At 48.0% G+C, this 16776-nt stretch carries 11 protein-coding genes; all 11 read right to left on the bottom strand.

Features of this window, described 5'->3' with window-relative positions; all coding sequences use genetic code 11:
• Positions 1–130 precede the first annotated feature (130 nt).
• On the bottom strand, positions 131–4363 hold the full coding sequence (gene rpoC / locus PXH59_RS16350) for a DNA-directed RNA polymerase subunit beta' (protein WP_285809186.1): 4233 nt from the start codon (positions 4361–4363) through the stop codon (positions 131–133).
• A gap of 161 nt (positions 4364–4524) precedes the next feature.
• Positions 4525–8553: a DNA-directed RNA polymerase subunit beta gene (gene rpoB, locus PXH59_RS16345; RefSeq protein ID WP_285809185.1), complete on the bottom strand. Its 4029-nt coding sequence runs from the start codon at positions 8551–8553 to the stop codon at positions 4525–4527.
• A 381-nt stretch (positions 8554–8934) separates the two neighbouring features.
• Positions 8935–9300, bottom strand: coding sequence for a 50S ribosomal protein L7/L12 (rplL, locus tag PXH59_RS16340; RefSeq protein ID WP_047770773.1), 366 nt, complete (start codon positions 9298–9300; stop codon positions 8935–8937).
• 63 nt (positions 9301–9363) lie between these two features.
• Entirely contained in the window at positions 9364–9861 is a 498-nt protein-coding gene (rplJ, locus tag PXH59_RS16335) for a 50S ribosomal protein L10 (protein WP_047770772.1), read from the bottom strand.
• 335 nt (positions 9862–10196) lie between these two features.
• Complete coding sequence (gene rplA / locus PXH59_RS16330) at positions 10197–10898, bottom strand: 50S ribosomal protein L1 (protein ID WP_047770771.1); 702 nt, start codon at positions 10896–10898, stop codon at positions 10197–10199.
• Positions 10899–10901: 3 nt separating this feature from the next.
• Complete coding sequence (gene rplK / locus PXH59_RS16325) at positions 10902–11330, bottom strand: 50S ribosomal protein L11 (RefSeq protein WP_047684958.1); 429 nt, start codon at positions 11328–11330, stop codon at positions 10902–10904.
• Between the two features lie 215 nt (positions 11331–11545).
• The gene (nusG, locus tag PXH59_RS16320; RefSeq protein WP_047770770.1) at positions 11546–12091 is read right to left on the bottom strand and encodes a transcription termination/antitermination protein NusG; all 546 of its coding nucleotides are present in this window, start codon (positions 12089–12091) and stop codon (positions 11546–11548) included.
• 2 nt (positions 12092–12093) lie between these two features.
• Positions 12094–12477, bottom strand: a complete 384-nt coding sequence (gene secE, locus PXH59_RS16315) for a preprotein translocase subunit SecE (protein ID WP_047770769.1) — start codon at positions 12475–12477, stop codon at positions 12094–12096.
• A 336-nt stretch (positions 12478–12813) separates the two neighbouring features.
• Positions 12814–13998, bottom strand: coding sequence for an elongation factor Tu (gene tuf / locus PXH59_RS16310; protein WP_047770768.1), 1185 nt, complete (start codon positions 13996–13998; stop codon positions 12814–12816).
• Between the two features lie 70 nt (positions 13999–14068).
• Positions 14069–16177, bottom strand: coding sequence for an elongation factor G (gene fusA, locus PXH59_RS16305; protein WP_285809183.1), 2109 nt, complete (start codon positions 16175–16177; stop codon positions 14069–14071).
• Positions 16178–16272: 95 nt separating this feature from the next.
• On the bottom strand, positions 16273–16743 hold the full coding sequence (gene rpsG, locus PXH59_RS16300) for a 30S ribosomal protein S7 (RefSeq protein WP_285809182.1): 471 nt from the start codon (positions 16741–16743) through the stop codon (positions 16273–16275).
• Between the last annotated feature and the right edge of the window lie 33 nt (positions 16744–16776).

Raw genomic sequence — 16776 nt, 5'->3', positions numbered from 1 at the left:
CCATTGCAATAATATAAACAATTCGTCTCATTTCAATTTTCCATCCAAATAAAAAATGCCCTCTACCAGAGAGGGCATTTTCACGATTAGCTATATCTATATTTAGCTATAGGTATGCTACGCATCACGATTATTCGTTATCGCTGCTGCTACCAAAACCTGCATTCAACAACTCAGCAAGGTTTGCAGAGGCTTCGTCAACGCTAAATTGCGGCGCTTCAACCACATCGTTTTCTTGACGACGACGGATGCGATCCTGATGGTAAGCATAACCTGTACCCGCAGGGATCAGACGACCAACGATGACGTTCTCTTTCAGGCCACGCAGTTCATCACGTTTACCTGCAACAGCGGCCTCAGTCAGAACGCGGGTTGTTTCCTGGAACGATGCCGCAGAGATGAAGGATTCTGTTGCCAATGATGCCTTGGTGATACCCAACAGGTCACGATGGAAGAGAGCGGGTACTTTGCCATCCTGCTCCAGTTTGCGGTTCGAAACCTTAACGCGTGCGTATTCAACCTGCTCACCTTCAAGGAATTCGGAGCTACCCGCATTCGCAATAGTTGCTTTACGCAGCATCTGACGAACGATAACTTCAATGTGTTTATCGTTAATCTTAACGCCTTGCAGACGGTAAACTTCCTGTACTTCGTTAGTGATGTAACGAGCAACCGCGTGAACACCACGCAGGCGCAGAATGTCATGTGGAGATTCTGGGCCATCGGAGATCACGTCACCACGTTCAACAACCTCACCTTCGAACACGTTGAGCTGACGCCATTTAGGGATCATCTCTTCGTAAGGTTCATCACCAACCAGCGGAGTAATGACCAGACGGCGCTTGCCTTTGGTTTCTTTACCGAAAGAAACGATACCGCTGATTTCTGCCAGGATAGCAGGCTCTTTCGGACGACGAGCTTCGAACAGGTCCGCAACGCGTGGCAGACCACCGGTGATATCTTTAGTACCCCCAGATTCCTGAGGAATACGCGCCAATGTATCACCCGCAGAGATGGACATACCATCTTCCAGCTGAACGATCGCTTTACCCGGCAGGAAGTACTGAGCAGGCATATCTGTACCTGGGATCAGAACGTCGTTACCCTGGGCGTCTACGATTTTCAGTGCCGGACGCAGGTCTTTACCACTGCCGGTACGCTCTGCGCTATCCAGAACCACCAGTGAAGACAGTCCGGTCAGCTCATCCGTCTGACGGGTAATGGTTTGACCATCAACCATGTCGTAGAACTGGATAATACCGGATACTTCACTCACGATTGGCATAGTGTGTGGGTCCCAGTTCGCAACGGTTTCACCGCCGGTGACTGTCTCACCATCACCTTTGGTCAATACCGAGCCGTAAGGGACTTTATAGCTCTCTTTGGTACGACCGAAATCGTCGATCAGGCGCAATTCGGTATTACGAGAGGTAATAACCAGTTTGCTTGCTGAGTTCGTCACGAATTTCGCGTTGATCAGTTTCAGATGACCTTTGTTACGTACCTGAATACTGGATTCTGCTGCCGCACGAGATGCCGCACCACCGATGTGGAACGTACGCATCGTCAACTGTGTACCTGGTTCACCGATTGACTGTGCCGCGATAACACCGATCGCTTCACCTTTGTTGATCAGGTGACCACGAGCAAGGTCACGACCGTAACAGTTCGCACAAACACCAAAGTCAGTTTCACAACTTACTACGGAGCGTACTTTCACGCTGTCAACGGAGTTCTCTTCTAACAGATCACACCATTTTTCATTCAGCAACGTGTTACGTGGAACCAGAATATCCGCTGTACCTGTACCTGGTTTCAGGATGTCTTCCGCCGCCACACGACCCAATACACGCTCACGCAGTGGCTCTTTAACATCACCACCTTCGATAACTGGAGTCATCAGGATGCCATCGTGAGTACCACAGTCATCTTCAGTCACTACCAAATCTTGGGCAACATCAACCAGACGGCGGGTCAGGTAACCGGAGTTCGCCGTTTTCAATGCGGTATCCGCAAGACCTTTACGAGCACCGTGGGTTGAGATGAAGTACTGAAGTACGTTCAGACCTTCACGGAAGTTCGCGGTAATTGGGGTTTCGATGATGGAACCATCTGGCGTTGCCATCAGACCACGCATCCCCGCCAACTGACGGATCTGAGCCGCAGAACCACGCGCACCGGAGTCGGCCATCATAAAGATGTTGTTGAAAGAAACCTGTTGTTCTTCTTCACCGTTACGGTTAATCACTGTTTCAGAAGACAGGTTTTCCATCATCGCTTTAGCAACACGTTCGTTCGCCGCGGCCCAGATATCGATAACTTTGTTATAGCGTTCGCCAGCCGTTACCAGACCTGACTGGAACTGTTCCTGAATTTCGGCCACTTCCGCTTCAGCTTCCGCGATAATGCCTTCTTTCTTCTCAGGAATAACCATGTCATCAATACCTACGGATACCCCTGAACGGGCAGCGTAAGCAAAACCGGTATACATGGTCTGGTCAGCCAAAATAACGGTTGGTTTCAGACCCAGTATGCGGTAACAGGTATTCAGCATCTTAGAGATAGCTTTTTTACCCAGTGGCTGGTTAATCAGTGAGTAAGGCAGGCCTCTTGGTACGATCATCCACAGAATGGCACGACCGATAGTGGTGTCAACCAACCCAGTATTGGTGGCGACATTACCTTCACCATCTCTCACTTCTTCAGTGATACGCACTTTGACACGGGCATGCAGAGAAGCCAGGCCTGCGCGGTATACGCGCTCTGCTTCTTTAGGGCCGGTCAAAACCATGCCTTCGCCTTTCGCGTTAACACAGTCACGGGTCATGTAGTACAGACCCAATACAACGTCCTGAGATGGAACGATGATGGGTTCACCGCTCGCTGGAGACAGGATGTTGTTGGTAGACATCATCAACGCACGCGCTTCCAACTGAGCTTCCAGTGTCAACGGTACGTGAACAGCCATCTGGTCACCGTCGAAGTCGGCGTTATATGCCGCACACACGAGTGGGTGCAACTGAATAGCTTTACCTTCGATCAGTACGGGTTCAAATGCCTGAATACCCAAACGGTGAAGGGTTGGTGCACGGTTCAGCAGAACAGGGTGCTCACGGATGACTTCATCCAGGATATCCCATACCACAGCTTCTTCACGCTCAACCATTTTCTTGGCGGCTTTGATAGTCGTCGCCAGGCCACGCAGTTCCAGTTTGCCGTAAATAAATGGCTTGAACAGTTCCAGTGCCATCTTCTTAGGAAGACCACACTGATGCAGACGCAGGTATGGACCTACGGTAATAACAGAACGACCTGAGTAGTCAACACGTTTACCCAGCAAGTTCTGACGGAAACGACCCTGTTTACCCTTGATCATGTCTGCCAGGGATTTCAGAGGGCGTTTGTTAGAACCGGTAATCGCACGACCACGACGACCGTTGTCCAGCAGCGCATCCACCGCTTCCTGCAACATACGTTTTTCGTTACGTACGATGATATCTGGTGCAGCCAGATCCAACAGGCGCTTCAAACGGTTGTTACGGTTAATAACGCGACGATACAGATCGTTCAGGTCTGAAGTTGCGAAACGACCGCCATCCAGTGGAACCAGTGGACGCAAATCTGGTGGCAGAACTGGCAGAACGGTCAGAACCATCCACTCTGGTTTGTTGCCAGACTGAATGAACGCTTCCAGCAGTTTAATACGCTTGGTCAGCTTCTTACGCTTGGTTTCAGAGTTGGTTTCATTCAGCTCTTCGCGCAAGGTTTCGCATTCGTTTTCCAGATCGATGCTTTTCAGCAAGGCTTGGATTGCTTCTGCACCCATTTTGGCGTCAAATTCATCACCGAACTCTTCCAGTGCATCCAGATACTGTTCTTCAGTCAGGATTTGGCTACGCTCAAGATTGGTCATCCCCCCTTCAACAACCACATAGGATTCGAAGTATAGTACGCGTTCAATATCGCGCAGAGGCATATCCAGCAATAAACCGATGCGGGATGGCAGCGATTTCAGGAACCAGATGTGAGCGGTTGGAGATGCCAGCTCAATGTGACCCATACGATCACGACGCACTTTAGTCTGGGTTACTTCAACGCCACATTTCTCACAAATCACACCACGGTGTTTCAAACGCTTGTATTTACCACACAAGCATTCGTAATCTTTTACTGGCCCGAAAATACGCGCACAGAAAAGGCCGTCACGCTCAGGCTTGAACGTACGGTAGTTAATAGTTTCCGGCTTTTTTACTTCCCCGAATGACCACGAACGGATCATATCTGGAGAGGCCAGAGCAATTTTGATCGCATCAAACTCTTCGGTCTTAGTTTGCGCTTTCAGAAACTTCAATAAGTCTTTCACGAAATGGCTCCTGTCGGAGTTAGACCTGTTAGGTGAGTGGCCCATGCCACTCCCCTCTATAACCAGTATAACCACTGGGACCAGTGCAACCTCTGGCGGGTAAACTGCCCGACATTCTTATGTTTCAACATACGGCCGGGCAGTACCAGCGGGAAAACGATTTATTCGTCTTCCAGCTCGATGTTGATACCCAACGAACGGATTTCTTTCAGCAATACGTTGAAAGATTCCGGCATGCCTGGCTCCATCTGGTGGTTACCATCCACGATGTTTTTATACATCTTGGTTCGACCGTTAACATCGTCGGATTTAACGGTGAGCATTTCTTGCAGGGTGTACGCCGCACCGTATGCTTCCAATGCCCACACTTCCATCTCACCGAAGCGCTGTCCACCGAACTGTGCCTTACCACCCAGCGGCTGCTGAGTCACCAGACTGTAAGAACCGGTAGAACGGGCGTGCATCTTGTCATCAACCAAGTGGTTCAGTTTCAGCATGTACATGTAACCAACGGTTACCTGACGCTCGAACTGTTCACCTGTACGGCCGTCGAACAGCGTGATCTGACCGGAAGTCGGCAAGCCACCCAGTTTCAACAACTCTTTGATTTCGGTCTCTTTTGCACCATCAAAGACCGGCGTTGCGATAGGCATACCTTTTTTCAAGTTTTCTGCCAGACGCATCACTTCTTCATCAGTGAAGGTGCCCAAGTCAACTTTCTGACGGGTATCATCACCCAGATCATAAGCTTTCTGGATAAATTCACGCAGTTTGGCAACTTCCTGCTGCTGTTTCAGCATTGCATTGATCTTGTCACCAATGCCTTTTGCCGCCATACCCAGGTGAGTTTCCAGAATCTGACCGATGTTCATACGTGATGGTACGCCCAGCGGGTTCAGTACGATGTCCACTGGTGTGCCGTTTTCATCGTAAGGCATGTCTTCGATCGGGTTGATCTTGGAGATAACACCTTTGTTACCGTGACGACCTGCCATCTTGTCACCAGGCTGGATCTGACGTTTCACAGCCAGATACACTTTGACAATTTTCAGTACGCCCGGTGCCAGATCGTCGCCCTGAGTGATCTTACGGCGTTTAGCATCCAGTTTTTTCTCGAACTCTACTTTCAGTTCGTCGTACTGTTCTGCCAACTGCTCTAGCTGATTTTGTTTTTCTTCATCAGCCAGGCCCAGTTCCAGCCAACGCCCACGAGGAAGTTTGCTGAGTTTTTCCGCTTCAACACCACCGGCAACCAGTACAGAGTGAATACGTGCAAACAGGCCAGCTTCGAAAATTTGCAGTTCTTCTGTCAGGTCTTTCTTAGCCTCACGCAACTGCATCTCTTCGATTTCCAACGCACGCTTGTCTTTCTCTACACCATCACGGGTAAAGACTTGTACGTCGATAACAGTACCAGAAACACCATTTGGTACGCGCAGTGAGGAGTCTTTCACATCAGACGCTTTCTCACCGAAGATCGCACGCAACAGTTTTTCTTCTGGAGTTAGCTGAGTTTCACCTTTTGGTGTCACCTTACCAACCAGAATGTCGCCGCCTTTCACTTCCGCACCGATATAAACGATACCGGATTCGTCCAGTTTAGACAGTGCAGCTTCACCCACGTTAGGGATGTCAGCCGTAATCTCTTCAGGTCCCAGTTTAGTGTCACGAGACACACAAGCCAGTTCCTGAATGTGAATAGTGGTGAAACGGTCTTCCTGAACAACACGCTCAGAGACGAGGATGGAGTCTTCGAAGTTATAACCATTCCAAGGCATGAACGCCACACGCATGTTCTGACCCAGTGCCAGTTCACCCAAGTCGGTGGATGGACCATCAGCCAGTACGTCACCGCGTTCTACCAATTCACCCAAAGAAACACATGGTGTCTGATTGATACACGTGTTTTGGTTTGAGCGGGTATATTTGGTCAGGTTATAGATATCAATGCCCGCTTCACCTGCGTACATTTCATCTTCGTTAACCTTGATAACAATACGGGATGCGTCAACGTACTGAACCACACCGCCACGTTTAGCTACTGAGGTTACACCGGAGTCAACCGCTACCGCACGTTCCATACCTGTTCCAACCAGCGGCTTATCAGCGCGCAGAGTTGGAACCGCCTGACGTTGCATGTTCGCACCCATCAATGCACGGTTGGCGTCATCGTGTTCAAGGAATGGGATCAAAGAAGCACCGACGGACACAATCTGTTGTGTCGAAACGTCCATGTACTGAACCTGATCACGGTTGAACAAGCTGGATTCATCGTAATGACGGCACGTGACCAATTCTTCAACGAAATGGCCTTCTTCATCCAATACGGTGCTCGCCTGAGCAATAACGTAGTTACCTTCTTCGATTGCAGACAGGTAGTGGATTTCATCAGTCACTACGCCATCACGAACCAAGCGATAAGGCGTTTCAAGGAAACCATACTCATTGGTACGCGCATAAACGGACAATGAGTTAATCAAACCGATGTTTGGACCTTCAGGCGTTTCGATTGGACATACACGACCGTAGTGAGTTGGGTGTACGTCTCGAACTTCAAAGCCTGCACGCTCACGGGTCAGACCGCCTGGACCCAACGCAGAAATACGGCGTTTATGGGTGATTTCAGACAGTGGGTTGTTCTGATCCATGAACTGGGACAGCTGGCTCGAACCAAAGAACTCTTTCACCGCCGCAGAAATTGGTTTGGCGTTGATCATGTCCTGTGGCATCAGGGTATCCAGATCGCCCAGAGACAAACGCTCTTTCACTGCACGTTCTACACGAACCAAGCCGACGCGGAACTGGTTTTCAGCCATTTCACCAACGGAACGGATACGACGGTTGCCCAAGTGGTCGATATCGTCGACTTCACCTTTACCGTTACGGATATCGATGAGCTTCTTCATCACGTCAATGATGTCTTCTTTGCTCAGGATACCGGAACCTTCAATCTCTTCACGATCTAGCGAACGGTTGAACTTCATACGACCAACCGCCGACAGATCATAACGATCTTCAGAGAAGAACAAGTTCTCAAACAGGTTTTCTGCGGCTTCACGTGTTGGTGGTTCACCCGGACGCATCATGCGATAGATTTCAACCAGTGCGCTCAGGCGATCATTGGTTGGGTCAACACGCAGGGTTTCGGAAATATAAGCACCGTGGTCCAGATCATTGGTAAACAGGGTCTCGATAGATTTGTAACCAGACTGACTCAAACGGGCCAATAGATCCAAAGAGAGTTCCATGTTAGCGGTACAGATGACTTCACCTGTGTTCTGGTCGATGTAATCTTTTGCTACAACTTTACCCGCAATATATTCAACAGGTACCTCAATACGGTCTACCTGCTCTTTTTCTAACTGGCGGATATGACGAGCTGTGATACGACGGCCTTTTTCAACATAAACCTTGCCGTTTGCTTCGATATCAAATGAAGCAGTCTCGCCACGCAGACGCTCTGGAACCAAGATCATCTGCAATTTATTGGCGCGAATTTCGAAAACGGTTTTTTTGAAGAACAGATTCAGGATGTCTTCAGAGGAATAATCCATCGCACGCAGAATAATCGAAGCCGGCAACTTACGGCGGCGGTCGATACGCACAAACAGGTTATCTTTTGGATCAAATTCGAAATCTAACCACGAACCACGGTAAGGAATGATACGTGCATTATACAGTACCTTACCGGATGAATGGGTTTTACCCTTATCGCTATCAAAGAAAACGCCTGGGCTACGATGCAACTGAGATACAATAACGCGCTCAGTACCGTTGATAACGAAAGTCCCGTTATCAGTCATGAGTGGAATTTCACCCATGTAGACTTCTTGTTCTTTGATGTCTTTAACTGTGCCTTCTGGCGCTTCGCGCTCATAGATCACCAGACGCAGCTTAACGCGCAGAGGTGCGGAGAAAGTCACTCCACGGATCTGACACTCTTTGACATCAAAGACAGGTTCACCAAGACGGTAGCTTACATATTGCAGCTCTGAATTACCGCTGTAGCTCTGAATTGGAAACACTGAACGGAAGGCCGCTTCCAGTCCATTCTGGCCTTCTGGATCTTGCTCGATAAACTTCTGGAACGAGTCAAGTTGGATAGAAAGAAGGTATGGAACATCCAACACTTGTGGACGTTTACCAAAATCCTTACGAATACGTTTTTTCTCGGTATAGGAGTAAACCATAGGGTTCCTCAGCTCGCTGATAAGTGACCCACTCTGTCCGCCCTTAAGGACAGCACGCTGCAACACTATTTTTTCGAACAGAAAACAGAATATTTTCCGTAATACTCATGACTATTACTCTTACATCATTTCATTGCGTTACCTTACTACCGAGCTACCGAGTGGATCGTAGCTGAGAACGCAGTATATTAAGTCGTCAATAGGATGAAGTATTTTGGGTTTATTAGTAGCCAAACAGTGTGAAATGTTACTAATTCCCTATTGATGCCTTTCAGACAAATCTGACTTTCAGACAATGCCCTTACAGCGCAAAAAGGCTGGCGATTAAAAAATCGCCAGCCGCCAGCCTTATAAAATCAGGCTGCGAACTTCAAACAGATCTTACTTGATCTCAACAGAAGCACCTGCTTCTTCCAGAGATTTTTTCAGAGCTTCAGCGTCGTCTTTGCTGATGCCTTCTTTCAGTGCTGCTGGTGCGCTTTCAACCAGGTCTTTCGCTTCTTTCAGACCCAGGCCAGTTGCGCCACGTACTGCTTTGATTACAGCAACTTTGTTAGCACCAACGCCAGTCAGGATGACGTCGAATTCAGTTTTTTCTTCAACAACTTCAGCAGCACCACCAACTACAGCTACAGCTGCAGCAGCAGAAACGCCGAATTTTTCTTCCATCATGCTGATCAGTTCAACAACGTCCATTACAGACATTTCTGCAACTGCGTCCAGAATTTGTTCTTTAGTGATAGACATAACAAGTGTTCCTAAAATTCAGAAAAAATTTATACGTTAAAAAGCAACGAAGGAAATAAGCAATTAAGCAGCTTCTTTCTGATCGCGTAGCGCAGCCAGAGTGCGAACCAGTTTGCCTGCAGAGGCTTCTTTCATGGTTGCCATCAGGCGTGCGATTGCTTCTTCGTAAGTTGGGAGTGTTGCCAGACGATCGATGTTGCTCGCTGGGATAAACTCACCTTCAAAGGCTGCTGCTTTAATCTCGAATGCTGGGTTCGCTTTCGCGAAATCTTTGAACAAACGAGCAGCTGCGCCCGGATGTTCGTTAGAAAAAGCAATCAAGGTTGGACCAACAAACGCTTCTTTCAGGCACTCAAACTCAGTACCTTCAACAGCACGGCGCATCAGAGTGTTACGAACAACACGCATATAAACGCCAGCTTCGCGACCTGCTTTACGCAGTTCAGTCATTTTATCTACGGTAACGCCGCGAGAATCCGCAACAACCGCAGACAGCGCGCCTTTGGCTACTTCGCTGACTTCAGCAACAATCGCTTGTTTGTCTTGAAGATTTAGTGCCATTAGCTTCTTGCTCCTGGATTAACCGGGCAAACCCGGGACTCACTTCACTCAAAACACCAAATGTGCCTGAGCGCTGAAACACGGTGAGCAGAATCCAGAAAATAAATTTCATTTGGCTCTGTCACCGTCTACGCAGGATATTAAGTAATTACTTACGCCTGCGGTCTTGGACGGGGCTTGGATCAGGCCAAGCTCCAACCGAAAACTTGTTATTTGCCGATACTGCCTTATTTTCCGAAAGCTGTGTGATAAAACACACTGATCAGGCAAATTTGAAGCGTCAGATTTTAGACAAATCTGACGCTAAGGTAAAGCGTTATTCTCAGCTTAAATCATTAAGCTGATGCGTTCAGACTAGACTGGTCGATCGCAACACCTGCACCCATGGTAGTAGACAGGCTAACTTTCTTAACGTAAATGCCTTTAGCTGAAGATGGTTTCGCTTTTTTCAGCGCAACCAGCAGAGCTTCCAGGTTTTCTTTCAGTTTGTCAGCTTCGAAGTCAACTTTACCGATAGTCGTGTGGATGATACCGTTCTTGTCGTTACGGTAACGAACCTGACCCGCTTTAGCGTTTTGTACAGCTTCAGCAACGTTAGGCGTTACAGTACCCACTTTCGGGTTTGGCATCAGACCACGTGGGCCAAGGATTTGACCCAGTTGGCCAACAACGCGCATTGCATCTGGAGATGCGATAACAACGTCGAAGTCCATCTCGCCTTTCTTAACCAATTCAGCCAGATCTTCCATACCTACCAGTTCAGCACCAGCAGCTTTAGCCGCTTCAGCGTTTGCACCCTGAGTAAATACAGCAACACGTACTGAACGGCCAGTACCGTGTGGCAGTACAGTTGCACCACGAACGTTCTGGTCAGATTTACGAGCATCAATGCCAAGATTAACAGCTATGTCAACGCTTTCTACGAATTTAGCAGTAGCCAATTCTTTCAGCAGAGTAATAGCTTCGTTGATGTCATATTGTTTAGTTGCATCAACTTTTTCACGGATAGTGCGCATGCGCTTAGTCAGTTTAGCCATTGATTAACCCTCCACTACCAGGCCCATGGAACGAGCAGTACCTTCGATTGAACGCATCATCGCGTCAACGTCAGCACCAGTCATGTCCGCAGCTTTAGTTTCAGCAATTTCACGAATCTGAGCGCTGGTTACTTTACCAACTTTATCTTTGTTCGGTTTGCCAGAACCAGATTTGATGCCTGCTGCTTTCTTCAGCAGAACAGCCGCTGGTGGGGTTTTGGTAACGAAAGTGAAAGAACGGTCTGCGTAAACAGTAATAACAACTGGAATTGGCAAGCCTTTTTCAATGCTTTCAGTTTTAGCATTGAACGCTTTACAGAATTCCATGATGTTAACACCCTGCTGACCCAGAGCTGGACCAACTGGTGGGCTTGGGTTAGCCATACCCGCTGCAACTTGCAGCTTAACGTAGGCTTGTACTTTCTTAGCCATTTATTTTTCCTCTATGCGGGTCTTATCGCCTCAAAATGAGGCTCCCCTGACGATTTGAACCCCGTCTATTAAAGACCAGGTCACTAAAAACTTTAATTAACCTAATATTATCTCAGTATCATCTCAAAATGATGCCTGGATAAAAAACAAAAGGCGCGAAATTGTATGCTAATTTCACCCCCCTTGCAAGCATAAGCGCTTACTTAATCACCAGATTAGGCTTTCTCTACCTGGCTGAAATCCAGCTCAACAGGTGTAGCACGACCAAAGATAGAAACCGAGACTTTCAAGCGGCTCTTCTCGTAATCGACTTCTTCCACCACACCATTGAAGTCTGCAAACGGACCATCACTGACTCGAACCATTTCGCCTGGTTCGAACAGAGTTTTTGGCCGTGGTTTATCACCAACCTGTTGAAGACGATTCATGATCGCATCAACTTCTTTATCGCTGATTGGTGCTGGGCGGTCAGAGGTGCCACCGATAAAACCCATTACGCGAGGTACACTACGAACCAAATGCCAAGTCGCATCGTTCATTACCATCTGTACCAGGACATAGCCAGGGAAGAATTTACGCTCGCTTTTACGGCGCTGACCACTACGGATCTCAACAACTTCTTCTGTCGGCACCATCACTTCGCCAAAAAAATCTTCCATCTCTTGTAATTTGATATGTTCACGCAGAGATTGAGCGACGCGACCTTCAAACCCAGAAAATGCCTGGATGACATACCAACGCTTTTTTGGGGATTCAGACATTTTTAAAACCTCAGGCCTGTAATAAATGAAACTAAACGCACCAGAATACCATCAAGCCCCCACAAAATAAGAGACATGACAGCCGTCACAGCTGCAACAATCAAAGTCGTATGCAGTGCTTCCTGGCGAGTTGGCCAAATGACTTTACGCATTTCAATGCGGGCTTCACGGGCAAATGCTAACGCAGCTTTACCTTTTACAGTCCACAATGCAACTGCTCCTGCAAGGGCCACAATAGCAACCACGGCTATCGCGCGCAGAGGCAGGTTATACTCTCGGTAATAGTAATTACCCACAATAGCAACCACCAGTAGCATCGCCACCAATAGCCACTTTGCTATATCAAGACCACGCCCGCTTTCTTGAGCATCGCTATTCGCACTCATAAACCAACCTGTAACTATATGTAAGTAACTATGATGTAAATAGATAGCCAGCTTGCCTCGCAAGAGCAAAACAAATCAGACCGAACCCAAAGATAATTGTAATTGTATCTGACTCGGCACCAAAATTCAGCAGGACTTTTGTATCTTAATGATATTTAAGCCCATCCGTTGTATCAGAGCCTATCTCACCAATAATTAAGAATAGCAATCAAACAGCAATTTATCTGCTATTAATTGCCCAATAATGAACAACTATTGATGAGATAGGTTCTTCTTAAGACAACGTATAAAAAGGGCATCTATCGATGCCCTTCTAAAATGAACACATTAAAAAAATTATGCGATCACTTTAGCAACAACACCGGCACCTACAGTACGGCCACCTTCACGGATGGCGAAACGCAGACCTTCGTCCATTGCGATTGGGGCAATCAGGTTAACTACCATGTTGATGTTGTCACCTGGCATGACCATCTCTACGCCTTCTGGCAGTTCGATAGTTCCGGTTACGTCAGTGGTACGGAAGTAGAACTGTGGACGGTAACCTTTGAAGAATGGGGTATGACGACCACCTTCATCTTTGCTCAGGATATACACTTCAGATTCGAACTGAGTGTGTGGGTGGATAGAGCCTGGCTTCGCCAGAACCTGACCACGTTCAACGTCATCACGCTTAGTACCACGCAGCAGAACACCCACGTTCTCACCCGCACGGCCTTCGTCCAGCAATTTGCGGAACATTTCAACGCCAGTACACGTGGTTTTAGTGGTTTCTTTGATACCTACGATTTCAACTTCGTCACCGACTTTAACGATACCACGCTCTACACGACCGGTTACTACAGTACCACGGCCGGAGATGGAGAATACGTCTTCGATTGGCAGCAGGAATGGCTTATCAATGTCACGCTCTGGTTCTGGGATGTAAGTATCCAGTGCTTCTGCCAGTTCGATAACTTTCGCTTCCCACTCAGCGTCGCCTTCCAGCGCTTTCAGCGCCGAACCACGGATAATTGGCGTGTCGTCGCCTGGGAAATCGTACTGAGACAGCAGCTCACGCACTTCCATTTCAACCAGTTCCAGCAGCTCTTCATCATCAACCATGTCACATTTGTTCAGGAACACGATGATGTAAGGAACGCCTACCTGACGACCCAGCAGGATGTGCTCACGAGTCTGTGGCATTGGGCCATCAGTTGCAGCAACAACCAGGATCGCGCCGTCCATCTGAGCCGCACCGGTGATCATGTTTTTCACATAGTCGGCGTGGCCTGGGCAGTCAACGTGTGCGTAGTGACGAGTTGGGGTATCGTATTCTACGTGAGAAGTAGAGATGGTGATACCACGTGCTTTTTCTTCTGGCGCATTGTCGATCTGGTCGAATGCACGTGCGCTACCACCGTAAGTTTTTGCCAGAACGGTAGTGATTGCAGCAGTCAGGGTAGTTTTACCGTGGTCAACGTGGCCGATAGTACCAACGTTAACGTGCGGTTTTGAACGTTCAAACTTTTCTTTAGACACGACTCTATTCCTTAATACCGCTCCCTCGTCACAAAGAGGAGGGAGCTAAAAAGATAGTAAACTCGAAAACTTATCTAGATTTACGAGCTTCAATAATAGCCTGAGCGACGTTGCTAGGCGCTTCGTTGTACTTCAAGAACTCCATGGAGTAAGAAGCACGACCTTGGGTCTGAGAACGCAGGTCAGTAGCATAACCAAACATTTCAGACAATGGTACTTGAGCACGAACAATTTTGCCCGTAGCTATATCATCCATACCATCGATCATACCACGGCGACGGTTCAGGTCACCGATGACGTCACCCATGTAGTCTTCTGGTGTTTCCACTTCGACTTTCATGATTGGTTCCAGCAGAACTGGTTTCGCTTTCATGAAGCCTTCTTTAAATGCCATGGATGCAGCAATTTTAAAGGCGATTTCTGAGGAGTCAACGTCGTGGTAAGAACCATCGAACAGAGCAACTTTAACGTCAACGATTGGATAACCAGCCAGAACACCGCTCTTCAACTGTTCCTGAACGCCTTTATCGACGCCTGGGATGTATTCTTTAGGAACAACACCACCAACGATTTCGTTCGCGAACTCGTAACCAACACCACCTGCTTCCAGAGGCTCGATACGTAGCCAAACGTGACCGTACTGACCACGACCACCGGACTGTTTAGCGTGTTTACCTTCCTGCTCAACAGATGCACGGATGGTTTCACGGTAAGCAACCTGAGGTTTACCTACGTTCGCTTCAACGTTGAATTCACGACGCATACGGTCAACCAGTACGTCGAGGTGAAGTTCACCCATACCTGCGATGATAGTCTGACCAGTCTCTTCATCACTGCTCACGCGGAAAGATGGGTCTTCCTGAGCCAGACGGCCTAAAGCGATACCCATTTTTTCCTGGTCAGCTTTAGTTTTTGGCTCAATAGCAACAGAGATAACCGGCTCTGGGAATTCCATGCGCTCCAGAATGATTGGCTTGCTCAGGTCACAAAGAGTATCACCTGTAGTGACATCTTTCAGACCGATAGCAGCAGCGATGTCGCCTGCACGGACTTCTTTAATTTCTTCACGTTTGTTGGCGTGCATCTGAACGATACGGCCAAAACGTTCTTTTTTGTCTTTCACTGGGTTCAGTACGGTATCACCAGAGTTAACCACACCGGAGTAAACGCGGAAGAACGTCAGGTTACCCACGAATGGGTCAGTCGCGATTTTGAACGCCAGTGCTGAAAATGGTTCGTCATCGCGGGAGTGACGTTCCGCCGGAGTATCTTTACCGTCTGGCAGCATACCTTTGATGGATTCAACATCCGTTGGAGCTGGCAGATATTCGACCACTGCATCCAGCATTGCCTGAACACCTTTGTTCTTAAATGCAGAACCACAGGTAACCAGGATAATTTCGTTAGCCAGAACACGCTTACGCAGAGCTGCCTTGATTTCTTCTTCAGTCAGCTCTTCACCGCCCAGATATTTATCCATCAGTTCATCTGATGCTTCTGCTGCGGATTCAATCAGGTTCTGATGCCATTCCTGAGCCTGCTCAAGCATGTCAGCTGGGATATCTTCATATTCGAAGGTAATACCCTGATCTTCGTCGCTCCAGTTGATTGCTTTCATTTTCAGCAAATCAACAATGCCGGTGAAAGTATCTTCTGCACCAATTGCCAATTGCAGAGGAACAGGGTTAGCAGCCAGACGAGTTTTGATCTGCTCAACAACGCGCAGGAAGTTCGCTCCCATACGGTCCATTTTGTTAACGAACGCGATACGTGGAACGTTATATTTGTTCGCCTGACGCCATACAGTTTCAGACTGTGGCTGAACACCACCAACTGCACAGTAAACCATTACTGCACCGTCAAGAACACGCATGGAACGTTCTACTTCGATAGTGAAGTCAACGTGGCCTGGGGTGTCGATGATGTTGATACGGTGTGGCTCAAACTGTTTAGCCATACCAGACCAGAATGCGGTAGTCGCAGCAGACGTGATGGTAATACCACGTTCTTGCTCCTGTTCCATCCAGTCCATAGTAGCAGCGCCATCATGAACTTCACCGATCTTATGGCTTACACCAGTGTAGAACAGAATACGTTCGGTGGTAGTGGTTTTACCCGCGTCAATGTGCGCACTGATACCGATATTACGGTAACGAGTTATAGGGGTTTTACGAGCCATTTTTTCCTCTCTCGTGGGCGTTCAATTTAGAGAACGGGTAGCTGGACAGCCACCCGGAACATATTCACTGCCGATGGAATACCCAATAAAGGATTTTACCAACGGTAGTGTGCGAACGCCTTGTTAGCTTCTGCCATACGGTGAACGTCTTCACGTTTCTTCACAGCAGCGCCTTTATTTTCAGCCGCATCAGATAATTCATTTGCCAGGCGCAGAGCCATGGACTTATCACCGCGTTTACGAGCAGCTTCAACGATCCAACGCATTGCCAGAGCATTACGACGAACCGGACGAACTTCAACTGGAACCTGATAAGTAGAACCACCAACACGGCGGGACTTAACTTCTACAGTCGGGCGCACGTTATCCAGTGCCAGCTCGAATGCTTCCAGATGATCTTTACCGGAACGCTGAGCCAGGGTCTCAAGCGCACCATATACAATAGCTTCTGCGACAGACTTTTTACCGTCTATCATCAGGATATTTACAAATTTGGCCAGCAGTTCAGATCCGAACTTTGGATCTGGCAGAATTTTACGTTGACCAATTACACGACGACGTGGCATGGAAATACTCCGTTTCGAATTTCAGGGTTGTCC

The organism is Xenorhabdus bakwenae, from assembly GCF_030272115.1.
GTDB lineage: Bacteria > Pseudomonadota > Gammaproteobacteria > Enterobacterales > Enterobacteriaceae > Xenorhabdus > Xenorhabdus bakwenae.
This window is presented reverse-complemented; position numbering and strand designations above follow the sequence as displayed.